The sequence below is a fragment of the Bradyrhizobium sp. sBnM-33 genome (assembly GCF_032917945.1).
GTDB lineage: Bacteria > Pseudomonadota > Alphaproteobacteria > Rhizobiales > Xanthobacteraceae > Bradyrhizobium.
On sequence record NZ_CP136624.1, the window covers coordinates 2,389,557 to 2,414,781 of the forward strand.

General features: G+C 59.6%; 17 protein-coding genes and 6 pseudogenes. 14 read left to right on the top strand and 9 right to left on the bottom strand.

The window, feature by feature from the left end; genetic code table 11:
* Positions 1 to 567: 567 nt before the first annotated feature.
* Positions 568 to 1,275, bottom strand: a complete 708-nt coding sequence (locus RX328_RS11030) for a helix-turn-helix transcriptional regulator (RefSeq protein WP_213256249.1) — start codon at positions 1,273 to 1,275, stop codon at positions 568 to 570.
* A gap of 22 nt (positions 1,276 to 1,297) precedes the next feature.
* Positions 1,298 to 1,981, bottom strand: coding sequence for an alpha/beta hydrolase (locus RX328_RS11035; RefSeq protein WP_317258697.1), 684 nt, complete (start codon positions 1,979 to 1,981; stop codon positions 1,298 to 1,300).
* A 45-nt stretch (positions 1,982 to 2,026) separates the two neighbouring features.
* Here RX328_RS11035 and RX328_RS11040 point away from each other — a divergent pair, with 45 nt between their 5' ends.
* Positions 2,027 to 2,311 carry a hypothetical protein gene (locus RX328_RS11040; protein ID WP_317258698.1) on the top strand — a complete coding sequence of 95 codons (285 nt, stop codon included), beginning with the start codon at positions 2,027 to 2,029 and terminating at the stop codon, positions 2,309 to 2,311.
* 70 nt (positions 2,312 to 2,381) lie between these two features.
* On the opposite strand, the gene RX328_RS11045 is transcribed toward RX328_RS11040, so the two are convergent.
* Entirely contained in the window at positions 2,382 to 2,738 is a 357-nt protein-coding gene (locus RX328_RS11045; RefSeq protein ID WP_213256245.1) for a hypothetical protein, read from the bottom strand.
* 553 nt (positions 2,739 to 3,291) lie between these two features.
* Positions 3,292 to 3,672 (bottom strand): annotated as a pseudogene (locus RX328_RS43455) (kinase/pyrophosphorylase); the annotation flags it as partial.
* A 254-nt stretch (positions 3,673 to 3,926) separates the two neighbouring features.
* Between RX328_RS43455 and RX328_RS43460 the strand changes: the two are divergent.
* The 7 genes and pseudogenes from RX328_RS43460 to RX328_RS11095 all read left to right on the top strand — a co-directional run bounded on the left by RX328_RS43460 (position 3,927) and on the right by RX328_RS11095 (position 14,387).
* Positions 3,927 to 4,148 carry a hypothetical protein gene (locus RX328_RS43460; protein ID WP_409410905.1) on the top strand — a complete coding sequence of 74 codons (222 nt, stop codon included), beginning with the start codon at positions 3,927 to 3,929 and terminating at the stop codon, positions 4,146 to 4,148.
* 883 nt (positions 4,149 to 5,031) lie between these two features.
* Positions 5,032 to 5,271: a hypothetical protein gene (locus RX328_RS11070; RefSeq protein ID WP_213256243.1), complete on the top strand. Its 240-nt coding sequence runs from the start codon at positions 5,032 to 5,034 to the stop codon at positions 5,269 to 5,271.
* Between the two features lie 928 nt (positions 5,272 to 6,199).
* Positions 6,200 to 8,194, top strand: coding sequence for a methyl-accepting chemotaxis protein (locus RX328_RS11075; protein ID WP_213256241.1), 1,995 nt, complete (start codon positions 6,200 to 6,202; stop codon positions 8,192 to 8,194).
* A gap of 237 nt (positions 8,195 to 8,431) precedes the next feature.
* Positions 8,432 to 9,517, top strand: a complete 1,086-nt coding sequence (locus RX328_RS11080) for an IS5 family transposase (RefSeq protein WP_317258699.1) — start codon at positions 8,432 to 8,434, stop codon at positions 9,515 to 9,517.
* A 244-nt stretch (positions 9,518 to 9,761) separates the two neighbouring features.
* A pseudogene (locus RX328_RS11085) lies at positions 9,762 to 10,477 on the top strand (IS5 family transposase).
* 914 nt (positions 10,478 to 11,391) lie between these two features.
* A complete protein-coding gene (locus tag RX328_RS11090; protein ID WP_244608730.1) occupies positions 11,392 to 12,165 on the top strand; it encodes a polysaccharide deacetylase family protein in 774 nt (257 codons plus the stop codon).
* A 1,076-nt stretch (positions 12,166 to 13,241) separates the two neighbouring features.
* Positions 13,242 to 14,387, top strand: coding sequence for an IS630 family transposase (locus RX328_RS11095; RefSeq protein ID WP_317258700.1), 1,146 nt, complete (start codon positions 13,242 to 13,244; stop codon positions 14,385 to 14,387).
* 38 nt (positions 14,388 to 14,425) lie between these two features.
* Here RX328_RS11095 and RX328_RS11100 read toward each other — a convergent pair whose 3' ends face one another.
* Positions 14,426 to 14,707: a LexA family protein gene (locus RX328_RS11100; RefSeq protein ID WP_317258701.1), complete on the bottom strand. Its 282-nt coding sequence runs from the start codon at positions 14,705 to 14,707 to the stop codon at positions 14,426 to 14,428.
* 38 nt (positions 14,708 to 14,745) lie between these two features.
* Between RX328_RS11100 and RX328_RS11105 the strand changes: the two are divergent.
* Positions 14,746 to 15,738 (top strand): annotated as a pseudogene (locus RX328_RS11105) (IS630 family transposase); the annotation flags it as partial.
* Positions 15,739 to 15,997: 259 nt separating this feature from the next.
* Here the strand turns inward: RX328_RS11105 and istB are convergent.
* Complete coding sequence (gene istB, locus RX328_RS11110) at positions 15,998 to 16,801, bottom strand: IS21-like element helper ATPase IstB (RefSeq protein ID WP_214494615.1); 804 nt, start codon at positions 16,799 to 16,801, stop codon at positions 15,998 to 16,000.
* 14 nt (positions 16,802 to 16,815) lie between these two features.
* On the bottom strand, positions 16,816 to 18,327 hold the full coding sequence (gene istA, locus RX328_RS11115) for an IS21 family transposase (protein WP_317258694.1): 1,512 nt from the start codon (positions 18,325 to 18,327) through the stop codon (positions 16,816 to 16,818).
* 208 nt (positions 18,328 to 18,535) lie between these two features.
* Between istA and RX328_RS11120 the strand changes: the two are divergent.
* Positions 18,536 to 18,694: pseudogene (locus RX328_RS11120) on the top strand (IS630 family transposase); the annotation flags it as partial.
* 305 nt (positions 18,695 to 18,999) lie between these two features.
* Here the strand turns inward: RX328_RS11120 and RX328_RS11125 are convergent.
* Positions 19,000 to 20,228 (bottom strand): annotated as a pseudogene (locus tag RX328_RS11125) (diaminopropionate ammonia-lyase).
* 484 nt (positions 20,229 to 20,712) lie between these two features.
* On the opposite strand from RX328_RS11125, the gene RX328_RS11130 reads away from it, so the two are divergent.
* A complete protein-coding gene (locus RX328_RS11130; RefSeq protein WP_317258702.1) occupies positions 20,713 to 22,044 on the top strand; it encodes an IS1182 family transposase in 1,332 nt (443 codons plus the stop codon).
* A gap of 27 nt (positions 22,045 to 22,071) precedes the next feature.
* On the opposite strand, the gene RX328_RS11135 is transcribed toward RX328_RS11130, so the two are convergent.
* Complete coding sequence (locus tag RX328_RS11135) at positions 22,072 to 22,617, bottom strand: MarR family winged helix-turn-helix transcriptional regulator (protein WP_409410913.1); 546 nt, start codon at positions 22,615 to 22,617, stop codon at positions 22,072 to 22,074.
* 514 nt (positions 22,618 to 23,131) lie between these two features.
* Here RX328_RS11135 and RX328_RS11140 point away from each other — a divergent pair.
* From RX328_RS11140 to RX328_RS11150, 3 genes and pseudogenes are all read left to right on the top strand, one after another.
* Entirely contained in the window at positions 23,132 to 23,377 is a 246-nt protein-coding gene (locus tag RX328_RS11140; RefSeq protein WP_057900968.1) for a DUF6894 family protein, read from the top strand.
* Between the two features lie 306 nt (positions 23,378 to 23,683).
* Positions 23,684 to 23,917 carry a DUF3551 domain-containing protein gene (locus RX328_RS11145; RefSeq protein WP_213256728.1) on the top strand — a complete coding sequence of 78 codons (234 nt, stop codon included), beginning with the start codon at positions 23,684 to 23,686 and terminating at the stop codon, positions 23,915 to 23,917.
* An 884-nt stretch (positions 23,918 to 24,801) separates the two neighbouring features.
* A pseudogene (locus RX328_RS11150) lies at positions 24,802 to 24,987 on the top strand (IS5/IS1182 family transposase); the annotation flags it as partial.
* Positions 24,988 to 25,225 lie beyond the last annotated feature (238 nt).

Here is a 25,225-nt window from a genome sequence, read left to right on the forward strand (position 1 = left end):
GCTCGGAGCCCTCCTGATCGTCGACGACCTACAGGCGGGCTGCGGATAAACGGGTACGTTCTTCAGTTTCGAGCGCGCAGGCATTCGCCCCGACATCGTCTGCCTCGCGAAGCCTATCAGCGGTTTGGGCCTTCCGATGTCGGTGATGCTCGTCGATCTACCCACGACGTCTGGTCGCTCGGCGAACATAACGGGACTTCCGGGGCAACGCTCTGGAGTGAAGGAAGCATGTCCGTGCTCCCGACCAATTCGGCCATCCTGTTCACATGGTGCGCCGACTTGGCGATCGAGTTCCATGAGGCGGTGCGACCGAAGGGGATTGGAATGATGCGTGGACTTCAGTTTTCCTAGCCGACAGGGCCGAAGTGATTGCCGCAAGCGCACTACGATGGCGAGTCATCGTCGATTGCCGTGGTCCCTATGATGAGGTCCTCAAGATCATGGCGCCGCTCAACATCGAACCGGCACTGTTCCGGGAGGGACTTGGCCGCGTGGCCGATGCGCTCAGCGAGATTCTCGGGCCCGGTAAACCGGGGGCCCCATGGACATGCCGAAGTTGCACTACCCTCAGAGCGGAATGAGACCTCTCCTAATCGCTATGATGACGGCCGTGATACGATTGCCGGCTCCGAGCTTGCGCATTCCGTTGCTTAAATGGAATTCGACAGTTTTCTCGGAAATGTTCAGGATTTCTCCAATCTCCCAATTCGTCTTCCCTTCCTTGCACCAACGCAGGCATTCGAGTTCCTGCGAGGTGAGGGATACGACCTCGTGCTCCCGTTGGTCGGCCAATTCGCAATACTTAAGCCAGTACTGCACGCTCAACATGTAGACGTGTGTCAGCCTTTGCGAGGGTACCTGATGCTTTGCGCGGAGACTAAGGCTGATGAGGTCCACTTCGCGTCCGATACCATGTATCGGAATGGTTATGCCGGAATGGACACCCAGTTCACGACACTGCTCAAAGAACGATTTCTGCTCTTGCGTAAACCCCCCGCGGGGGTGGGTGTCTGACCATCTGAACGGCCCGCGCGCCGAATGTACCCGCTGGACGACCGGGTCTATCCGGTCCCATTCCTCGGCCTTGTACGTATTGAGATAGCCGGCAGGAAACTCACTCCAGGGTATGGAGACGAGGCGCCTATTGTTGGCTCTGGCGAACACCGCATTTTCATAACCCTCCTCAGCTACCGCGGAAAGAAAGAGCTTTTTCAGCACGGCCGCCGATGCGACGTTCTGCGTTGCCTCAATGAAAGTCTCGACGTGCGTTCCCATGGTGCCCCCACCGCCGCCTAGGTTAATGTCCTTGCATTACGAATTCCATCATCGCCTCGTTGAAGGCACGCGGCCTCTGCCAATGCGCGGCGTGGCCTGTTTCGATCAGGATGGGCCGGCCCTTCCATAGATTTCCGAACCGGATCCGGTCGAAATGGCCAATGCGCACGAACGGGTCGGCACTCCCTTGGATGACCGCGATGGGTCGATCGTCGCGCGCGACTGCTTCCACTTCATCGACGCCACGCCCAGCCATTCCATTCGCCACCATCCAGTAGCGTGCATTGCCATCCGTCCGTCGCGCCATCCGAGCCAGATGGTGATCGTGCCCGATCGGTGCGCCCATCATTGCTGTCGTGTATCGGCGTACATCTTCGGCCCGCAGGTACTTACGACCGGCGAGGGCCGTTGCTCCAGTCCAGTGAAATCCTTCCGCTACGCCTTGTGGAGTAAGGCGGACCGGCGGCGTTCCGGAGATCAGAAGCGACCTGACGGAAGAATTGCATGCAAGCATCTCGATACCGATATGGCCGCCTAAGGACCAGCCCAGCACATGAAACGAGCTGTATCCGACTTTCCGCATCAGACCGCCCAAGATCTTGGCGTAACCAGGAAAGCTGTAGGTCGTGGAAGGCCGATTGGAATCGTCTGATGCGCCGTGCCCCGGTAGGTCGGGCACTACTATGCCCAAGTCGGTCGTCTTCAAGTCATGGAGTTGCTTCGAGAAAATTTCCTTGCAGGACGAATTTCCATGAATCAGAAGGATGCCGACTCGCCCCGCCCGATGGTGGAGGATGTGCAACCTCAAGCCGTCGACCACGCAGGTACGCGAAATCATATGGTCATCCTCCCCGAAAAAGGGGGCGGCAAGCGTTACTGCCTGCCAGTGAAAAGGGCTGGCTTAATGCGCTGTAATGCAATTTATGATTGCTCATCCTATACCGCCGAAGGTGGCGGTCAAGCACACCTTTGCAGGTTTTTCCTAGCTCTTGGCACATCGTATTCGGTCTCCTACCTGGAGCACGTGCACTGCTGAACGTCGTATGATCAACGACGGGAGCGGCGGGTTTCGAGCGAAGCCAACTCTTTGACGGCGCAAGCTGGTATCATGAAACCCGGCTTCGATGGCTGCGGTTCGCTTCAGGTCGCAATCGGCGCACCGCGTACTTGATCGCTATTGCTTTTCGCGTGCCGCTTAGGAGAGCCCGCTTGCCATAGACCTCAGCGGTGATCTTTTCGAGAATCGCATGGAGCGGGTAGGCCTTAATGAGCGCGTTCGCGCGCCGCGTCTCACCAAGTGCGGTGACGAACGTTTCCTCGTAACCGTCGGTTGGGCGCTGCCCGAATCGCAGGCAAATCTGCGTCACCGCATATTCGTCCCAACACGCCTTGATGATCTCCCGCCGGTAATGCGCATGTGCGTCGGATGCTTGCTCTGCAGGAGCACGCCCGGAAGGCCGCATTGAAGCGTTCTGTCACTTCGATATGGCGCGTTCATGAGCCAGGTGTGGAGTGCTTGCTCGTAGAACTCGTTCTCGTCTTAGCGGAAGCAGGACGCCGGCATTAAAGAGCATGTGGCTCTTAACTGTGTCGTCGCCGATGACGCCGGGGTCATGGCGACGCCCATACGATGCCTTCCAACGGGGTGAGCTTGTGCTTGGTCTCATAGCCGCGAGTCGAGCTCAAGGAGCGCCTGCGCTAGTCGGAGGCGATGGTGATGCCGCAAGCGCGGCCAAGTCATTATAGCGGCTGAGAGTGTGTACATACGTCGCTACCAGGTTGCCAAATGCGCGCGCATGTTCCTCGGTATCGAACCCCGCGAAGGCTGATCGAAATGGTCTCGGGCGCGGTCGGCGGCGGCATTTCAGCCGCCGCGCCAGGCTGGGTTGATACAACCTTTGACCCTCCATCAAGAAAGATAAGACCACAACCTGATTCTAGGTTCAAATGGGTAACTTTTGATGCAAAACCGAGGATTTGGCGCGGACGGTTAAAGCGCTAATCGCGGTCATTCGTCTATATTGGCTGCCGATGGCAGACGATTCTGATTTTCAGAATGAAGATCAGGTCATAGCCTGATGAAAAGTCGAACGAAATCGGTTGGAATATGAAAAACGACATCAAGACTCTCGCGCGCCAGCGGTTGGATGAACGACTAGACGGGCTCAAACCAGCCGAGCGGTTCCGCACGCCTCCAAAAGGTTGGATCCGGGCCATACGCGACGTCTTGGGCATGACCAACGGCTTCCTTAATGTCTCCAATTGGTGCGGCAGCGGAATGCCTGGCACCCGCGGCACATTCGCAGTACGGACGCCGCCGTTGGCGAGATAGATCGAGATCGGCGTCTTCGAGGTGCGGGACACACCGACCAGGACAATATCCGCATCCTCCAGGCCCGGCGTGCAATTCGCCGGCCGGCTCAAAATCCGCCCCCAAAGCGTCGAGGCGCTCGACTGCACGCTCGTCTATGCCCTTGTACCCGAACAGCTCCCTTGAGCATGCCGTGCGCGCGCGCAAAATCGCCATGTGGGACCTCGGCCGTGTCGCTCACACCATGAAGCTGGAAGCGGACCAGCGATGCCAATCTTGAAGCGCGCATCGAGGCGTATATCCGCGACCAGTTCAAGGCGCGCGGCCTATTGAACGAGCCATGAGCGATCTCTTCGAAGAGCCCGACGATGCTACGCCCCTCGCGCCGGGAGAACGCGATGCGCTGTGGCAAACCTGGATCACGGATCGCGACGATCTCAATGAGGCGGAGCAGGAAAACATCGTCAAGGGCGCGGCCTGGGCAGGCAAGCGGCGGGGCAAACCCGCCGATCTGCTGAATGAGGATTTCGCAAAGACGCTGCACAAGCAGATGTTCGGCTAGGTGTGGAAATGGGCGGGGTCATATCGTCAGACCGAGCGCAATATCGGGATCGAGGCATACCGCATCCCGGCGGAAACGCCAGCGAATGTTCGATGACGTGCGTTATAGTCGAACATCAGACCTCCGCCGGATGAGATCGCTGTGCGGCGGCATCACCACGTCACGGCAATCCATCCTTGGTCGAACGGCAACGGCCGCCATGCGTGCCCGATGGCAGATCTGCTGATTCAGCGTATAGGCGGTCAAGGTCTTTACTTGGGGCGGCGGGACATTCTCGGATGTCGGCGACCTGCGCACGCACTATGTCGCGGCGCCCAAGGCCGCCCACATCACGACATCAACGCGCTTCTGGAATTCGCGCGATCATGAGAGGGGAAGCCGCCATCAGAGGTGAGACGACGCCCGCCCGCCTCAAACAGATCGGCCGCAAAGCCCTTTCCGAAAGACCGACCATGTGGAGGTAGGCGTAGACAACATGATGTTGTCACTCAGGTGAAATTTCCTGAAGATCCTGGTGAGCTATCCGGACGAGTTCGCTGGCTGAGCTTTAAGCGTGACATGGCCATTTTGGCGACTCCGGCCTTGCCCGCGTTGACCCAAAAGTTGACGCCTGATCGCATGGAAAAGCTTTGCATTCTGCCGACTGGCGCAGAGTTTCGTCGATGCGAAGCCCTAATTAGCGAAACTTCGGCCTTAGGGCCGGTATGGTTACTGCAAGAGATAGAGATAAGCCCAACCCTGAGAGCCGACCATCTTGTCGATAGAAGCGATGCGGCTCCTAGCAATCTCTCTCCATACGAACGACTGGACCATCTGGCGAATGCTGAGCGGATGGTGAGGATGCGCCCCAAGGAGCGAATCCGATCAAATGGGACACTTTCGGATGCCGTACTACTCTTTTGATCTTGTGATTGGCGAGGAGTACAAAAATCAAGGCGGCCTCATTCTCGAAAACATCGAGATTGCCTCCGATCGAGCGGACCAGCTTGCGACCGAACTGTCTATCGTACATCCGGACCTGAAGGCCAAAGGCTGTGCGGTCCGGGTCACCAGAGCCGGGAACGCTGAGGTCTATCGCACGCCACTCGATCCGATTCCGTCATGGATGAGACGTCAGCACTGAGCGTCGGCAGCGGCAAGCGACACTGGAAGCGCGCGGTTTGGCTTATGTGAGGGGCGATTCGCGGCGTCCACGCGGCGAGGCGCCGCGATGTTCCCAAACAGTCGATCTGTCGGGGTGATCTACGGGCAATAGCGTCGACAGAATGGAACGCGAGATGGACAAGTAGACATTCACTGCTTACTTGGTCGCCTGAACATAAAAAGGGAGCTTTCGATGAGGCGACCGAGGCCTAGCTTTGTGCTCTAAGCCCGGCTCACGCGTTTTTTCGTTCAAAACCGTTCAATCCAGCATACCAATCGGCATCTTTCGCCGGATGCGGAAAAAGGGCTGCGCGAACATTACGCGCGGCCAAGTCAGGGAGGAAACGCCCCAAGGGCCATTGAAGGAGCATCGAGATGAATAGATCGATCACTCATCGATAGCTACAAGCTTGTAACAGCATCACCGTTGCGAGAACTTCAATCGTCTTCAATCGCGCGCACGAGTTAACCGAATTCTGCGCCGCTTGGCGGCGATTTTCGCAGATGTTTCGCATCTTTTATGCAAAAATGATCAACTTGTCGCACGCTGTGAGCTACTGCCGACCTGATGTGGCAGCTCGTATCTCATCGGCCTGTAAATTGATTTCTAGTTGATAGATATGCAACGTGTCCTCAAAGGCTACGTAGCGCGTCTCGGACCGCTTTTGCCTAGCAAGCTTGGCTCCCCATCATCGCGGCACGAAACTCGTCGCGGCCAGTTCGCTCGCCACGAACAACAGCGCTTCACCTACGCTGCGAATTCAGGATTTCGAAATCAATGTAATCTAATTGGCAGGTCGTCATCGACCGAATGAAGTACTCTCCCGTTTAGCTCAATATAGAAAAACGCCCGTCGCACTCGCGATAACTAGCACTGCGCGAGAGCACAAAGTTACTGAAGGGGTAAAATGAGTAAAATTGCTACGAGGATTGGCGGGCAATCAAAGGGCCGCCGTGGCTTACGCATCGGATTGCGCGGCCAAATGGCACTACTCGGGATTTCTGGGGTCCTCGTCACGGGTGCAATCTATGCCGTCGCCCTGAGTTACGCGAGCCTGGTCCAGAGCGCTTCGAACGACAGCAACCAGTTCAAAGCCCATGTCGCATCATTGTCGCAAAGCTTCCTGGAGTCACGACAAGTCGCGAGCGACTTCCTGCGCAAGCCCAGTGAAGTGTCGATCAAGAAGTATGCGGACAATTATGAGCGGCAGCTCGCAGACTTGAGTCGAGTCGAAGCATTTGTGACGGCGTTGCCCGAGGATGACCCGCTGAAGCAGGCGACCTCCCTGCGGCCGGTGATCGGTCTCTATGCAACGCGCTTTCATAACCTCGTGGCAGCGCAACGCAACCTCGGCTTCAACGAAGAGGACGGATTTCAGGGCAAGCTGCGCAAGGCCGTGCACACCGTCGAGCAGCGGCTGGCAGAGCTGAACCAGCCACGCCTGACGATCTTGATGCTGATGATGCGCCGGCACGAGAAAGATTTCATCCTGCGCGGCGAAGACAAATATGGCGATCAACTGGTGGACCGGGAGGCGGAATTCGAAACCACGCTCGCTCAGTCCAGCGTACCGGCCGAGGTGAAATCCCAGATCCTCGAGCTGATCCGCGCATACAAGTCGAGTTTTGTGTCGTTCATGGTGACGCAGCAGGCGCTGAGCGACCAGGCGGACGATCTCGGACAGATCTACGACCGCATCCATCCGGCGCTCGTGAAGGCCATGGCTGCCGCCGACGCGCGCTCGCGGGCTGCGGAAAAACGAGCGGAAGGAATTCGGCGGAAACTGATCTGGGTGATCGGGCTTGTAACGATGTTCGTGGGCCTGCTCGCCTTACTGTTCGGCCAGCGCATCGCCAAAACAGTCGCTTCGATGACGGCAGCCATGCGCCAGCTCGGTGACGGTCGGTTCGATGTGGTTCTGCCGGGCCTCGGCCGAAAGGATGAGCTTGGCGAGATGGCCGAGGCAGTCGAAATGTTCAAGCTGAGGGCTCGCGAGAAGGCGCAGGCCGAACTCGACGCAAAGGCCGAACAGGATCGTACCGCTGCCGAGCAGCGTAAGGCCGATATCGCTCGGCTCGCCGGCGAGTTCGAAAACGCTGTGGGCAACGTGATTGACACCGTCTCGTCCGCCTCCACAAAACTTGAAGCCTCCGCACGTAGCCTTACCCGCTCGGCGGATCACAGCCGGCAACTCTCGGTCGAGGTCGCTTCCTCATCGGAGGAGGCGTCTGGCAACGTTCAACGTGTCGCAGCCGCGACGGGCGAAATGGCGGCAACCATCGCCGATGTCGGCCGGCAGGTCGAGGAAGTCGCCAATATGGCGCGCGAAGCGGTTCGCAAGGCCGAACTCAGCGATCAGCGCATGGTTAATTTGGCGGCTGCGGCGGAGCGGATCGGCAGCGTGGTCCAGCTGATCGCCACGATCGCGCGGCAAACCAATTTGCTCGCGCTGAATGCGACGATTGAAGCCGCGCGCGCCGGCGATTTCGGCAGAGGTTTTGCGGTTGTCGCCCAGGAAGTGAAATCTCTCGCGACGCAAACCGCGCACGCGACCCTTGAGATCAGCGAGCACATGGGCGGCATCCAGGCCGCGACGACTGAGTCGGTCGGCGCGCTCACCGAAATCAGTGTCATCATCGGTCGCATCTCGAGGATCGCCATGGCCGTAGTCGATTCGATCGGGGAGCAGGAGGCGACGAGCATGAACATTGCGTTCAATTTGCAGGAAGCGGCGGCCAGGACCACCCAGGTGGCGGCGAGCGCCGGTGAAGTCACCAACCGCGCGAAGGAAACCGGAGGGGCTTCGATGCAGGTGCTGATGTCTGCCGAACTGCTGTCTGAGGAAAGCTCTCGGCTAAAGCACGAGCTGGACAACTTCCTGGGCAGGGTTCAAGCGGCTTAAGTCTCAACGTCGCAAGCTCTCCACCCCTGAATTTGACCTTTCTTGCGAAGCCAAGTTGCCCCCAGCTGCCCCGGCGGATTGGCGCGCAAATGCCAAGCGTTCAATCAGACCCAGTCTGTTAGCGCTGCAAACGCGGTAATCGCCAAGTCTCTCAATCCTAGCAGTCCGCTGAAAAACCCCTCGCCACGGAGGGGGCTTGATGATTCACTTGATCATCCCGAATCGGCGGAGACGATCATGCGCGGCAGGTTTACGGATCAGGGCGGCCTGTTTTCGTACATCGCGCCGGATAAGCGGGTGCCAGCGAACCATCCGCTGCGGAAGGTCCGGGAACTTGTCCGGGATGTTTTGAGTGATTTGAACCGCAGCCTTGGGAGGCTCTACGCCAGCGAGGGACGTCCTTCGATCCCTCCGGAGCAATTGCTGAGCGCCTTGCTGCTACAGGTGTTCTACGGCATCCGCTCCGAACGCCAATTGATGGAGCAACTGGACTACAATCTTTTGTATCGCTGGTTCGTGGGACTGTCGCCGGACGATCCGGTCTGGGATCCGACCACCTTCACCAAGAACCGGGAGCGGCTGCAGAACGGCGATGTGTTCACGAAGTTCATGACCAGGCTTCTGAACCATCCGCAGGTCAAGCCGCTGCTGTCGGACGAGCACTTCTCGGTGGATGGAACGCTGATCGAGGCCTGGGCTTCACAGAAGAGTTTTCGCCCCAAAGACGGCAGCGGCGACGATGATGACGGCGCCAACTTCCACGGCCAGAAGCGCAAGAACGACACTCATGCGAGTACCAGCGACCCGGACAGCCGGCTTTATCGCAAGGCGGCCGGACGAGAGGCCAAGCTTTGCTATATGGGTCACGCCACCATGGAGAACCGGCATGGGCTGGCGGTGGCCGGCAGGGTCACACATGCCAATGGCACCGCCGAACGCCGGGCTTCGGAGACCATGCTGAAGGCGAGACGCAAAGCCGCAGGCCGCCGCATCACGGCCGGTGAGGACAAGGCGTACGATACCGCCGATCATGTCGCCAATCTTCGCGCCATCGGCGTGACGCCGCATGTGACACAGAACCAGGCCATCACCAAAACCGGCAAGACCCGCAACAGCGCCATCGACGAACGAACCACGCGGCATCCGGGGTACGGCATGTCGCAATCGCGCCGGGCGATGGTCGAGTGCATCTTCGGATGGGGCAAGCAGCACGGCACCATGCGCAAGACCAAACATCGCGGCATCGCTCGCGTCGCCGCCGACTTCCTGCTCAATCTGATCGCCTATAACCTGATCCGCATTCCAAAACTGCTTGCCGCTTAGCCACCCCGCGTCAGGGTGCACCCAACACCAGGTTAGAAATTTACATCCAACTCCGCCGCGTCGCCCCAACAACGACCGGCGAGCATACAAAAACTCTCCATTTCAAGGTTTTTCAGCGGACTGCTAGGTGGTGTGGACTCTAAGGATTCCTTTTTAGGAGCAAATCAGATTCAAGGCTGCTTTTGGGGAGGCAGCCTTGGGTGTGATGGACCGGTTGGTTTTGAGCGACGCGGCGTGGGAGCGGATGGCGCCGCTGATCATCGGCCGACCTGACCAGAAGGGTTCGACGGGCCGCGACAATCGGATGTTTGTGGAAGGTGTGCTGTGGATCGTGCGTACGGGCTCTCCCTGGCGTGATCTTCCGGAAGCGTTCGGGGAATGGAACAGTGTATTCCGTCGCTTCAGTAGATGGAGCGTCAAGGGTGTTTGGTGGCGCATCTTTGAGGCGATGTCCGATGATCCGGATTTCGAATATCTGATCGTCGACTCCACCATCGTCCGAGCCCACCAGCACGCTGCCGGGGCCAAAAAAGGGGGTCTGAAGATCAGGCGCTCGGCCGCTCGCGCGGTGGCCTGAGCACCAAGATACATCTGGCCGTTCGAGGCTTGGGATGTCCCGTGCGGTTCATCCTTACCGCAGGTCAGAAGGGCGATGCACCGCAAGCCGCCGCATTGATCGAGGGATTGGCCGCCGAAGTCGTCATGGCCGATACGGCCTATGACGCCGATCACTTGCGCCAGGCCATCGCTGCCAAAGGCGCGCTCGCCGTCATCCCTAACAATCCGTCACGCGCGCTCAAATATCCGCTCGACAAGCATCTCTATGCCCAGCGCCATCTCGTGGAATGCTGCTTCTCAAAACTCAAGCAATTCCGCCGCGTCGCAACCCGCTTCGAAAAGACTGCCCGAAACTACCGTGCCGTCGTCACTCTCGCAGCCATCATCTTATGGATGCGGTAAGTGTCCACACCACCTAGAGCTTTCATGCGCGATTTCTTTGTCTCCGCGGCAAGACGGCGGAGCGAGCCGTAATCACACTGAAAAAATGCATTCCTGCCTAATAGCAGCAGGAATAGTGCGTCGATTTCGAATAATAGTTTATGTGTTGACCGGTAGAACGGCGCAACGCAGCGATTGCTGCTCTCCGAGGGTATTTCATGGGCAATCATGACCTAGTCTCCAGTAGCTTCCTAGCACTGACCGCGGCCGGCCTCGCGCTGCTCTGCTCGAGCCTGCTCGTATTTGCCTTCGCTTAGCGGCTGCATCGGACGACGACGAGCGGATCGAGATCATCATATGGAATTGTGAATCCCGATGGTCTTGCTGCGGTGAGGAACGTTGAGCATCAGCATCCAGTAGGCGTCCTGCAGCATTGGCGGCTTCGCGATCGCTTACATGAAGGTAACTGCATTGCCGATCAGTCGCTGTAAGAGCGCCTTCGGCACATGCCGACAATCGATGGAATCCGTCGAGAAACTGCATCAGAACGCGGAATTCAAGCGTCGGTGCCGGGACATTGCATTAATCAATATCGACATATGGCTACTGTGCAGGGGCGAACGTAACCATTGCGCGAGCCGACTGTTTGTGGAGACCGACAAACTACATTGGCGCGGTTAAACCCATTCCAATTCGACGAAGTAGCAAATGATCTGGCTGCAGGACAATCTGATGGGCTCGGGAGCGAAGTAGTCCGATCGGAGCGCTAGTCCACTGCGTGGGTCAGCTAGTCCGGAATGGAAACGAAGCGGCTGAAACCATCAGCAAGTTGATGTAACTCCAGCTAAAACGGCAGGACTATCTTGTTCAAAGCCGCAACCAGACCCCCGTCCGGGGACGACCTCGATGGCAGATGTCTGCACGGATGCACCTTGCTGTTCGTGAGCGTCGCGACGGCGGTGCTTGCCGGCGTCACGGCTGCGGACGCGGCCGACTGTCCGCGTAAGGACGCGCTCGGGACCTCGCGCGTGCTCGCCGTTGATGCCAAGACTTATCCGCGGGTTGGACTGAAGAGCTTTCCCCAGACGCTCCCTTTGGCCGATCGCGAGGTTGTGCTGACGTTCGATGACGGGCCCCGGCCGCCGTACACGGAAAAAGTGCTGGCGGCGCTCGCGCAGGAGTGCGTCCGAGCCACGTTCTTTGTGGTCGGCAAGTCGTCGGCCCAATTTCCCGAGCTCGTGCGGCGCGCGGCCGCGCAAGGCCACACCATCGCGCACCACACATGGTCGCATTCGATGGCGTCGAAGATCAGCTTCGAGAAGGCGAAAGAGGACATCGACCGCGGGATTGCGGCCGACGAAATGGCGCTCCATGGCGTATCGACAATGGCGCCCTCGACGCCGTTCTTCCGCTTCCCCTATTTCGACTCGACGCCTAAGACGCTCAAGCTGCTCCAGTCTCGGGGCATCGTCGTGTTCGGAGCGGACCTCTGGGCCAGCGACTGGGAGGAGATGACCGCGGACCAGGAGCTGAAGCTCATCACCAGCCGGCTGGATGCCGAGGGCAAGGGCATCATTCTGTTTCACGACGCCAAGGCACATACCGCCGCTATGATGCCCGCCTTCCTACGGTACCTGCACGACAACGACTATCACGTCGTTCACATCGTTCCGACGGCGATACCGCAAAGGAATGCCGATACGCATTGATGGCGAGATGTCACGGCGGCGCAGAGAATGGGTGATCCCCAATTGATCAAGCCTTCGCTCGTGCTAGGCGGTGCAATGACAGAGGGGGAATCGCGGCTGAGCCGTTTCGGGCAGGCTCCGTCAAAGGAAGATACGAACCGCAATGTGACGTAGTAGGTCACTTCAATGGCAGAAGCCCACCGTTTGAGCGATGATCTAAGTGATCTTCTGCTGAACTGGCGCGACATCCAACGTTGTAACGCGTGTCCGCAGCTAAACCGCCAAGCGGAACCGATCCGCTCGCGTAAGCATCCTGGGGCTATGCACAGAAGGCGGGGGCGGTAGCGCAACCGCCAAGAAGGGATGCGCGGCCAATGTGCTCAGTGCGGAGGTCGAGTGAGCGTTGATAGCTCTCGACGGATCATTTTCGGATTCCGCTACTGAGCGCCTCAGCCCACATTGCATCCATATCAGGAGGCGGCCAGTGTTAGAGATGTTGCGGATCGCGCAAAAGCGATGTTGGTGGGACTCGTGACCATCACCACGTCGATCTAACGTCGCCTCATTTCCGCCTCAACCGCCGAGAGCCTTCGCAGATATTCAGTATTGGCTCCAATCGTGCCGCGATCTCCAAAGTTCAAGTCAGTCATAAAACTTTGCATTTTGGCGAACGGCTGCAGGATTCCGGCTATGCCGTGTCCCACAACAGAGTAATCCTGTTCCCGCAGCTTGGTATGCTCTCGCTCGACAACTGCTTAAGCTCGTGGGGTTTCTGGTGAGCCACAGTCGGCTTCGCTGGGTCGTGGATTTCTTCGTCACTATCCTGCTGGTGGTAGTCGCAGCGGCTATCGGAGTGGCGGTGGGCTGCGATGATAGGAAAGTGAGCAACGACACGCCCGCTGGCGTGCACATCCGTCGTTGATCGGCGTCATCAAACCGCTTGGACTTGCCGAGCAGCAAGGGGCGGCAGCCCGCTCCAGCGGGGATCTAGACGACCAATTCCATGAAACCCGCGTGCTGCAGCAGGCTGAATTGATGGAACGGACGGGTTGTTGGCGGATTCCTCGTTTGCGGTCGGCGAAACGAGGAGCTGTATCATGGCAGGATGGCGGCGAGCGGTCGAATTGGCCATGAGTGATGAAGAGATAGCGACCTTGACGACGCTTTCGCGGTCGAGAATCGAACTGGCGAGCCGGGTGTCGCGGGCGCAGATGCTGCTGGCGTATCGGGAAAATCCTTCGTTCTGCGCGGTGGGCCAGAGACTTGGGGTCCATCATCAGACGGTGCAGCGCTGTGTCGAGCGGGCGCTGGCCGATGGCCCGCTGGCGGCCCTTGATGATCGTCCGCGACCGGGCAAGGAACCAACGATCACGCCGGAAGCCAAAGCCTGGTTGGTGTCGCTGGCCTGCGACAAGGCCAAGGACCACGGCTATCCACATGAGTTGTGGACGACGCGGCTCTTGGCGCGCCATGCGCGCGAACACGGGCCGGCGGCGGGGCATGCGTGTTTGGCCAATTTGGTCCAGGGAACGGTGTGCAAGATCCTCGGTCAAGAGGAAATCAAGCCGCACAAGGTGCGTTATTATCTTGAAAATCGCGACGCCGAGTTCGAACAGAAGATGGCGGAGGTGCTGTGCGTCTATCGTGAAGTCGAAGTCCTGAAGAAAGCCTCTGCCAAGGGAAAGCGGCGGGGAAAGCCGGTGACGATCGTCTCCTGCGACGAGAAGCCGGGAATCCAGGCCATCGCAACGACGGCGCCAGATTTGCCGCCCAAGCCTGGTGTCCACGCCAGCTTTGCGCGCGACCATGAATACAAACGACATGGCACGCTCAGCCTGTTGGCTGGGATTGATCTGCTCACCGGCAAGGTCCACGCCCTTGTCAAAGATCGCCATCGCAGTCGAGAGTTCATCGAGTTCCTCAGACTTATCGATGCCGCCTATCCGCCGAACACTGCGATCAAATTGATCCTCGACAATCATTCCGCGCACATCTCGCGAGAAACCAGAGCCTGGCTCGCCACTCGACCAAGCGGGCGCTTCGAGCTCACCTTCACCCCCAAGCACGGCTCGTGGCTCAATCTCATCGAGGGATTCTTCTCCAAGTTCGCCCGTTCAGTCCTGCGCCATATCCGGGTGACTTCAAAACACGAGCTTAAGGAGCGCATCATGGCTGGCATCGACGATGTCAATCGCCATCCGGTCATCCACACGTGGTCCTACAAACTCGCCGACGCCGCCTGATATGATTCGAACCAAGAAAACGCTAATCTAGTGGTTCATCATAGTGATTTTGACGTTTTGATACCGAGCCATTCGAGGATGGGCAAGTTTTCCGGTGGCAAGAGAATCTCGATGGTTCTGGGGACGCCGGGTTGACGTCGGATGAAGCCGTTCCGTTCGAGGGTGACGATCATCTGGTGGACAGTCGGCGGGCTGACGCGGAAATGGCGCTGGATGTCGGCTTCGGCGGGCGGCTGTCCGAACATGTACGAATAGGTATGGATGAAAGCGAGGTAGTGCCCCTGCTTCTCGGTGAAACGCGCGCCTGATTTTTGACTCATCGTTGGATTCGTCCCGGCCTCCGCCAAGGAGGCAAAGCATGAATGTACGTTATCGGGTCGAATTGAGCCAAGCCGAGCGCGATGAACTGACGGCGATGCTCGGCGGCGGCAAACACGCCGCCCGCAAGCTCAAGCGGGCGCAGATTTTGCTGGCGGCCGATCGGGGCCGCCGCGACGAGGAGATTGCCCGGACCGTGAGTGTCAGCCTCTCCACCGTCGGCCGGACCAAGCGCCGCTTCGTGGAAGGCAATCTGGAGCGGGCCTTGAGCGAGGAGCCGCGTCCGGGCGCGGAACGCAAGCTGACGGGCAAGGAAGAGGCCCTGCTGGTCGCGACCGCATGCGCCAAGCCGCCCGCCGGCCGCAAACGCTGGACGCTGACGCTGCTGGCCGACACGATGGTCAAGCTCACCGATCACGACAGCCTGTCGGGCGAGACCGTGCGTCGCCGGCTGGCCGAGAACGACCTCAAGCCATGGCGCAGGGACATGTGGTGCATTCCCCATGTCGACGGCGAATACGTCGCCCGCATGGAGGACGTGCTCGATCTCTATTCCGAGGCGCCGGATCCCGAGCGGCCGCTGGTCTGCTTCGACGAGACCCCCGTCCAAGCTCATCGGCGAGGTGCGTCAGCCGATCCCGGCCAGGCCCGGACAGCGCGAGCGCTACGATTACGAGTACCGCCGCAACGGCACCGTCAATCTCTTCGTCACCTTCGATCCGCATTGCGGCTGGCGCAACGTCAAGATAACAGACCGCCGCGCCGCCGTGGACTACGCCCACTGCATGCGTGAACTCGTCGACGTCCATTATCCCGATGCCGCCTGTATCCGTGTCGTGCAGGACAATCTGCGATCCACACCGCCGGCGCGCTGTATCAAGCATTTGCGCCCGCCGAGGCCGGTCGCATCCTGCGTCGCCTCGAATTCCACTACACCCCGAAACACGCCAGTTGGCTCAACATGGTCGAGTGCGAGATCAGCGTGCTGCAGCGCCAGTGTCTCGGCCGCCGCATCGACGACCCCAAACGGCTGCGTATTCCGACGATCGCGACCACCCGCTACGACGGATTGTGACCACCCATTCCGATCGATCGCGACCAGTGTGATGGTGCCGTCAGGTGCATTTTCTGATCTCAGTGTTTTGGCTCGACGTCAAGCGCGGTGGAGGCCGTCCCGGTAGTCGACAGGAGGGACCCGCGCGCGCTGCGGAGTGCCCCCACGGCTGACGCAGCAGCGCGCGCGGGAGGTCCCTGTTGACCCACGGGGGCGGCCGGTGGGCTGGCGATGCGCTTCATATTTTTGCTCCCGTGGGCGGCTTGCCGTTGGCTGGCGGTGTGGCCGCGGCCGGCGCCAGCCGTTCCTCGTCGGCTTTGAGCTTGCGCATAGACGGGCCGTCGAGCTCGATCCGATAAGCGTTGTGGACAATACGATCCAGCACGGCGTCGCCGACGGTGGGCTCGCCAATAACCTCGTGCCAAGTTGCCACAGGGAGTTGGCTGGTGATGAGGATGGAGCCGCGGCCATGACGGTCCTCGACGATCTCCATGAGATCGCGCCGCTGACTGGCTGAGAGGCGGTCGGGTCCCCAATCGTCCAATACAAGCAAATCGACCTTGACCAGCATCCGGAACAGTCGCGGGAAGCGGCCGTCGCCATGAGCGAGATCGAGATCAGCGAACAGACGCGGCACGCGCGTGTAGTGGACCGTGTAGCCGTCGCGGCAAGCCTTTTGCGCGAGCGCGCAGGCTAACCACGACTTGCCGATTCCGCACGGGCCGGTGACCAGCAGGCCGCGGTGCTCGGCGATCCAGCGGCAGGTGGCCAACTGTTGGAACAGCGCCTTGTCGAGCCGGCGTGGCGTGCGGTAGTCGACGTCCTCGACCGCGGCTTGGCTGTGCCGCAGCCGGGCGGCGCGCAGTCGGGCCTGGAAGCGACGGGTGCTGCGATAGGCGACCTCGCGGTCGAGCAGCAGAGCCAGCCATTCGGCGTGCGCGAGATTGCGAGCCTCCTCTTGCACCTCGAGCTCGGTGAAGGCTTGCGCCATGCCGTCGAGCTTGAGCGCTCTGAGCTGGTCTAGAGTGGGATGTGAGAGCATCAGTCGTCATCTCCTCAATGGAAGTAGGTCGGGCCACGGATGTTGTCGTGCGCTATCGCTGGCCCGTCCGTGGGCGTTGCGGGCTGCTGGCGATCGAGATTGTTCTTGAGGATCGAGTTGACCGAACTGTAGGAGCGCGCGCCGATCTCGAGCGCGCGGCCGCACGCAGCCTCGAGCCTCTCGCGGCCATATGTCTTGGCAAGCCGCAGGATGCCGACACAGGCGCGGAAGCCTTGCTCGGGATGCGTGCGCTCCCGCAGGATAGTCGCGATCAGTGCCGACGTGCGGCGGCCGATCTCGGCGGCGCTTCGCCGGAGGCGCTCTGGCGTCCAGTCGGCATAGCGCCGGTGGCTCGACGGCATGTGCTCGCGCACCGTCGTATGCTTGCGGTCGGAGGAAGAGCGCACATGGGCGGCAACGCGTTTGCCGCAGTGGAAGACTTCAATCGTGCGCGCCGTGATGCGCGCCCAAACCTTCTCGCGCAGCAATTGGTGCGGCACCGAGTAGTAGTGCTTCTCGATCTCGACGTGGTAGTCGAGCGCGACCCTGCATTCCTTCCATTCGGCAAAGACGTAGGGCTCGGCCGGCAGCGGTTTGAGCGCCGCGCGCTCGATCTCGTCGAACAACGCGCGGCGGCTCGCACCGAGATGGCGCGATACGCGGTTGTTGAGTTGTGCGACAAGCTCGGCGATGGCCACGTTCAATGCGCAGAGCGAGAAGAACTGCCGGTTGCGCAGCTTCGCGACGATAAATCGAGTCGCAATTTGGACCGCAACTTCTACCTTAGCTTTGTCGCGGGCGCGATACGGCCGCGCCGGAACAATGGCGGTGTTGTAGTGAGCCGCCATCTCGGCATAGGTGCGGTTGACCGTCGGCTCATAGAAGCAAGCCTTGGTGACGCCCGAGCGCAGATTGTCGGACACCACCACTGCCGGAACCCCGCCGATGAACGCAAAGGCGCGCGTGTGCGAGCCGATCCAGTCGGACAGGCCCTGCGTCCAGGTGGCCTCCGCATATGTGTAGTTCGTCGCGCCGAGCGAGGCGACGAACAGCTGGGCTGTCAGTACCTCGCCGGTCGAACCATCCATCACCTCAAGCGTCGTGCCGGCGTAATCAACGAACATGCGCTCGCCAGCGACGTGGCTCTGTCGCATAGTCGGCGACAGCCGCGCCGCCCAGGCGCCATAGAGCTCACAGTAGCGGCTGTACCCGTAACCATCCGGGTAGGCCGCGCGATGCTCCTCCCACAATAGCTGCAGCGTCACCCCTGGCCGGCGAAGCTCACGGTGGACCGCCGCCCAGTCTGGCTGCGGTCGACGCTTTGCGCCGACCGTTGGAGGTCGGTAGAGTCGGGCCTCCAGCGCCTCGTCCGTCAGGCCTTCCGGTACCGGCCAGGTGAGGCCGGCGCGGCGTGCCCGCTGGATGCACTCCCCGGCGGCCGTTGCACTCATCCCCAGGCTGGCAGCGATCTTGCGTTTGGACATGCCGGCGGCGGACAGCCGCAGCACGTCGCGAATTTTGCGCATAGGTAATCTCGGTCCTGGCATTTGCCCCCGCTCCTCGTGGAAAGGAGCGAAACCATGCCGATTCGCAGATCACCCAACGGCGCCCGTCACACCCGTCCACAGGCTGGTCGCGATCGCCCGGAATGGGTGGTCGCGATCAATCGGAACGCCTGGTCGCAATCAATCGGTACAGCCGGTCGTGATCAATCGGAACGCCCGGTCGCGATCGCTCGGTACGCGCAAACGGCTCCGAAAAGAGATCGCAGCATGGCAACGGCAGCGAAACAAAGCACGAGACCGCATCAAATGGATGTTCACAACCGACAAAGCCCGCGCCAAACTCGGCCGCGCATATCCAACCACCGCCAAAGAGTCAAAATCACTGTGATGAACCACTAGGCCGTGTCCCGGATTCATCTTCTGCGAGATTTGCGTGAGCGTCGATTTGCCGGCGCCCCATTGACAGCGATGAAGTTTGTGATGCCGGCTTTGAGCCCGGCCGACAAGTCGGAGAGCACCGGCACAACTCAAAACCCCCTCATTCTGAGTAAGCCGGTCCCGCGTGCCCTGCTCGAAGGGACATGAAGCCCGCGCCGCGCAGGGCGCCGGCCTCTGCGTGGCGATGAGCGTTCTGTAAGCGCCGAACGCTGGCCAGTCTCCCAGGGCGTACGGACGGGACGGCTTACGAAAGGCTCACGGGTTCGCCCCATCCGTTGACCTGTTCTTGACCGGTTTAATATTCTTCGCGGTCACTTGCGCTGGCGTCGCACCGACGAGCTGTTCGTACAGGAGAGGATCGGTCGCGCCCTCGGTGTTGATCAGAAAGACCCGTGCATTGGGTCCAAGACCAATCCTGCCACGCAAGGTCGGGTCAGAAGCAGCCTTCAGTAAGGCTGCGAGGCCAACACCACCACTTTCGCCTGCAACGACAGCGGGATCGCCATCCTTCGGATTTGCCAGAAGCTTCATCACGCTGATTGCGTCCTCGTCGTCGACAGTCATAAAGGCGTCCGCGGCGCGTGAAAGGATGCGCCAAGCGACGAGCGAAGGCTCGTAGCATTCGAGCATCGCCATCACGGTCGATTGCCCATGATCTACCTTGACAGGATGCCCGGCCCGCGCGCTTTCGAAGAGGCATGCTGCCCGCGAGGGATCGACCACGGTGAAGAACGGGCGGTCGTCGCCCAACAGAACTGATAGATGTCCAGCAACGGCTGCGGCGATCCCACCGACGCCTGCCTGGATGAAGACGTGCGTCGCGGCTCCGACAACTGGCGTAGTGCTTCGCTCAGAAGTGCGGTATATCCCTGCATTGCGAAGCGCGGGATGCGCTCGTAGCCAGGCGTGTCAGACACCGTGATCCAACCTTCTTGAGCCGCAACTTGGGATGCCTGGACGACGGAATCGTCATAGTTGCCGTCGACGCGGACCATCTGCGCGCCAAAGCGGGCGATGGCGGCGATGCGCTCGTTGCTTACGCCTGAATGAACGAAGATGGCGCATTTTGCACCAACGAGCTGGGCACCTTGAGCAACTGATCTGCCATGGTTGCCATCCGTGGCGCAAGAGACCGTCATACCTCTTGCCACGGTCTCCACTTCAGGTATGTGCAGCTCGGACACGTCAACATCGCGACCGAGCTGCCGAGTTGCTTCCTCGAGCACCAGACGGATCACAGCATAGGAACCGCCCAAGGCTTTGAAACTACCAAGGTCGAGACGATGGCCTTCGTCCTTTAGATGGATCGAACCCACTCCAATCTCGCGGGCAAGGCCCGGCAAAGAAATGAGAGGGGTTTCCTTGTGGCCATCGCGATGCTTGAGAGACCGCTCGACCTCGCGAGCAACTTCCACGCCCAGCGTGTCGGCGTCCGAGGCATCGTGGGGAGCGCGGTGGTCGGTGTGCTGGTTGAGGAGAAACATGCTTCGTCTCTCTTGCCTCGTCGGTAGCGCTCTGCATGGAATCTTTCATTCACGATGATAAAAAGTGCTGCATTCCGACATCGTTTTATGCAAAATTCGCTCATACCCGAGGGTGGGCCCCTTGATTAGCTTGGATCGCTCGACCCGAAAGTCGCAAATGATACGGCGCGCTCAGCAGCAATAGAAAAAGTGCCCTATTGGCTTCATAGCTGGCAGCGGATCGGTTGCTTCCTGAACCCGTCATGACCAGCGCGCCTTCGATCGTGTAGAGCGACCACAACCACCTTCGCCCGTGCCGCTTCAAGAAAACATTGAAGGTTGGAATTCGATCAGACATGATCAAGTCAGGGCGTCAATTCAAGACGATTGTGCGTTTTTGGTCTTCAGAACTCTAGAGCGACTTTCAAGCGAGCTTTCTCTAGGAGCCTGTCCAAGTAATCGGATTTTTCTCGACGAAGAACAAGCGTCGTGATTCAAACGGTGGATGAGCAAGACATTTCGTCCTTGGGACGTTGATCAGGTTTGGCTGCTGCCGCCATCGATCCAGGATTTGGTGCCTTCCGGGCACACGGCCCACTTTGTGCGCGACACGGTTCGCACCGGCTTGGACCTGTCGCGGATCATGGATGTCTACGACGAGGAGCGCGGCTTTCCGCCCTATCATCCTGGCATGATGGTAGCGCTGCTGCTTTATGCGTACAGCCAGGGGATCTACTCGTCGCGCAAGATCGCACGGGGCTGCGAGGAGCGGCTGGATTTTGCGGCTGTAACGGGGATGCAGCGTCCGGACTTCCGCACGATCAGCGAGTTCCGCAAGCGGCATTTGGCTGCGCTCTCCGGATTGTTCCGGCAGGTTCTTGCGCTGTGTCGCGCGGCGGGGCTCGTGAAGCTTGGCCACGTGGCGCTCGACGGCACCAAGATCAAGGCCAATGCCGGGATCAACAAGGCGATGAGCTATGGCCGGATGAAAGAGGCCGAGCCGAGGCTTGCGGCGGAGGTCGAGGGCTGGCTGGCCCAGGCCGCCCAAGCCGACAAGGCTGAGGATCGTCAGCTCGGAGCCTCGAAGCGTGGCGACGAAATGCCCGAGTGGATGGCCAACAAAGAGAAGCGGCTGGAGAAGATCCGGACCGCCAAGGCTGCGCTGGAAGCTGAAGCCAAAGCCAAAGCGGCCTCGAAGCCGGGCGACGACCGCTCCGGCGACGGCGGCAAGGGCCGGCCGGGATGCAAGTCCAAGCCCGTCACGGCAGAGCCGAGCGACAAGGCGCAGCGCAACTTCACCGATCCCGACAGCCGCGTGATGCCGACCAAAAACGGCTTCATCCAGGGCTACAACGCACAGGCCGCCGTCGATGGCGCCCATCAGATCATCGTGGCGCACACGCTGACCAACTCGCCAAGCGATCAGGCGCAGCTTGCGCCATTGCTCGATGCCATCAAAGCCAATCTCGGGAAGAACCCGGATGAAGCGTCGGCCGATGCAGGCTATTGCTCGCAAGCCAATCTTCGCACGCTCATTCGACGCCGGATCGAGGGCTACGTCGCCACCGGACGGCAAAAGCACGGCACCAAGGCGGCCACGACAAAAAGAAAGCTCAAATCCGGCACGCTCGTCGCCAGAATGAGCACAAAGCTCAAGCGCGCAGGCTATCGAAGCCGATATCGATTGCGAAAACAGATCGTCGAGCCCGTCTTCGGTCAGATCAAGCAGGCAAGAGGCTTCCGCCAGTTCCTCCTGCGCAGCATCGACAAGGTCAAAGCCGAATGGGCCATGATCTGCATCGCCCACAACCTCGCGAAACTCGCCGCCGCACGCTGAGGAGAACCTGTCTCCCCAAAAAAAGCTTCAGAACCCGCTTCGCTTAATCCTAAGTCCATTATAGGGACAGGCTCCTAGGCGATGCCTGAGTGCAGTGAGCCTGTTAGCCAGCTCGGTCAATTCGTGAACACCGGAATCACCAAAAACAAATTCATCGAGCGCTTCCTGTTGTGCGGCGACGCTCGCGAGATGCTTGTAAGTCTTGTCCGTCAGCGACATCTGCACGACCCTGGCATCGCTAGTGGAGGGCTTGCGCCGCAGGAAGCCCTTCTTCTCCAACAGCTTTGATTGGGTCGTGACGAACGAAGGGTCGACGTGCATCAACTGCGACACCACATTGACCGGAACACCGTTTTCTCTGTCCAAGTCAGCTAAAGCCATCAAGATCATCCATTGTGGACCGGTGATGCCAAGTACATTGGCCTGGAATTGGCGAAGTCCCTCCAGACACAAATTGATGGATCTGATTTCCCACACGAATCGCCGGATCACCTCCTGAATCCCAGGGGGACTCCTGCCGACCTGTCTTGTTGGGCTGGGCAAATCCGGCAGCATCGATGTCTGGAGTTCCATCCTTGAGTTTGCTTCCTTTAGCGACGAGCTGCGCACCCCGCTCGGCCGGCTGATCGTCTGCCGCAAGATCCGGGGGCACTCTTCGAAGATGTCTTCCGGAAAGCGCTTGCACCGGCCTCGCAGACCCAAATAAATACTTCCGCAATTATCGGACAATTGGTGTGGTGAAATCCGTCGAAAGAGGCGCTCGAACGCGGAATTTAAGCGTCAACGCAGGACACGTTGCATTTATCAATATCGACATGTCGTTACTGTACAGGATCGAACGTAACCCTGTTGCACGAGCCGACTGTTGGAGCCGGCAAAGACGATGACGCCGTGCGGCTCGAGAGCGAAATAGTGCGGTCCCCGGAACGTCAACGTTCCGTGGAATGGTAATTCTCCGTCCATAGCGAGCCAAACCAACTTTTTGGCGTGTGGTCCAATTGGCGGTGCTCGGTGCCTCATGCCCAGCGTTGTAGACCTCTGCGAAAACCCACTCACCAAATAGGTTTCTGTTCAATTGGAGTTCGCCTTGGGACGCTTCTACTTTCACCTAAGTGCCGGCAACGAAATAACGCTCGATGAGGAAGGAACAGAGCTACCAGATTTATCTGCGGCTGAGAATGAGGCTGTACTAGCCACGCGCGAGCTTTTAGCCGAAGCGATCAAGAGCGGTATGCCAGACGTTCCAGAGGTTTTGGTCATCGCGGATGAAGCTGGGCGACCGCTCGCCAGCATACCGTTCGCAACCGTTCTGCCGAGGTCCCTAAAGAAGTAGGGCGCTTCAGTTGGCGGTCTCATCATCATCCTGACAGTATTGCCGGTCGCGAAGATCCTTATTGCAGATTTATCAGGGAGCAGATCTTCCTTTTAAGGTCGGCACGATGAGGATTGGTATCTTGTCTGCCGTCATGCTGAGCATCGCGATCCTGCTATTCTAACCTATTCCGGACTACCACCTGCGTATTTGTGATCGAGAACGTGAATTGACTTGGATCAATATTGCCTGCTGCCTAAGCGCACTAGCGTTGTGCCGACTTCGAGGAGGATCCAATGCGCACTTTGGCTTTGACAATTCGTGGGTATGGCTTTGGCAGCATGGCAAGCCCGGGCTCAGACCTATGATTTTTCGCCCGCGCCTGCTGGGCCGGATAGCTACTGCTTGCAAGGGCGCATATGGGGCTATCCCGGCAATTGCCAATTCTCCAGCTACGCCCAATGCATGGCCACCGCGAGCGGTACTAACGCCTATTGCGGGATCAATCCCCAGTACGCGTTCGCGCGCCAGCGGCGCGGCGCCTATCGGGACCGATACTGAGCGGTAGTGAAGCAATATCGCAGCAAGTAGCGGTGTGATGAGATCACAGCGCGAGTTAATCGAGAACGCGACGGGGCGGCCAGTTAGAAAGGTCGTGTCCCCCGTGCTGGTGTAGCTCGGTCGAGCAAAGTCATGAGCGCCGCCAGCAGGCAGTCGCCAGGGCCCAAGCGGCATCGAGCAGGGCAGGCGGGAGCACGACAGGAGGGGTCGCCGAAATCGAAGCCCAGCGCGCCACACTCGAAAAGCGGGCACAAGCCGAAGAGACCCGTTGGGAGAAGCAGAAGGAGAAGCTGGAGACCGCTCTGCGCCGGGCGGGGCAATAGCAGCGGCGAGCGGTGCCGACCGGTAGCCCTTGAAATTTTCTGGCGCGCTTTAACCTTCGTGAATCCTGGAACACGCGGCGTTAGTTATCCTCGGTCTGGACGACTGAGGGGCAATCTCCGATGTTCGACGCCCAGACCACCGCGCTACTGCGCGGTCCTCGACGATGCCTGTCAAGGCGTGTCGCGGTACGAAACCGGCACCCGAACGCAGGTGGCCGCGAAAATCATAGCGGCAAGGCGGGGCGGGACCACGGCCGACAGCCTGAAGCGGGTCGGCCGCAAGGGGCGCTCAGCAAGGCGCCCACGATGTGGCGGTGAGAAGCCTCGGAACGATCGCCGACCGTCGCGGACGGCCGCCTTCCGGCCTCGGTGACCCGATACTCAATCTCGTCCAAGGCGAGCGGCTCCGCCTTGACGAGCTCCAGTTCGATCAGCCGTGGTCGAAAAACGGCGTGCTGGTCCAGGGCGCGGACGCGAGTCGGTTCATGAATTCCAGCTCCAGATCGGTCAGCGTCATCATCGGTTTCGATTACTCCCAGGGAGCGCCCGCCTATAATAGACGCATTTGCCGCTGCCCGCGACACGGCTGTCCAGATGAACGACACCTCCATTGTCCGCGTGTATCAGCATGGCGCGTGCATCACACGGAACCGGAGGCCGTCGATGGGACGGTCTCGGGGCGGATTGACCAGCAAGATTCATGCACTCGCGGATACCAACGGCCTGCCGTTTCGGCTGGCGCTGACGTGTGCCCCGACATTGGTGTAAATGTCTCGGCCTCTAGCAACCTCGCTTGTTAGGCCTGGAAACGCCGAAGAGCTGGTCTCTTTCACGGCCGGAATTCGCAAACCTGGATATTCTTTGTCGTCGCCGTAAGACGGCGAACCGTCCGCCGATCACGCTGGAAAAATGCGTTCTTTCGTAGCAGCAGCAGGAATAGTGCAGTGAATTCGAGTAATGTTTTATGTATTGAACGTCGAACGAA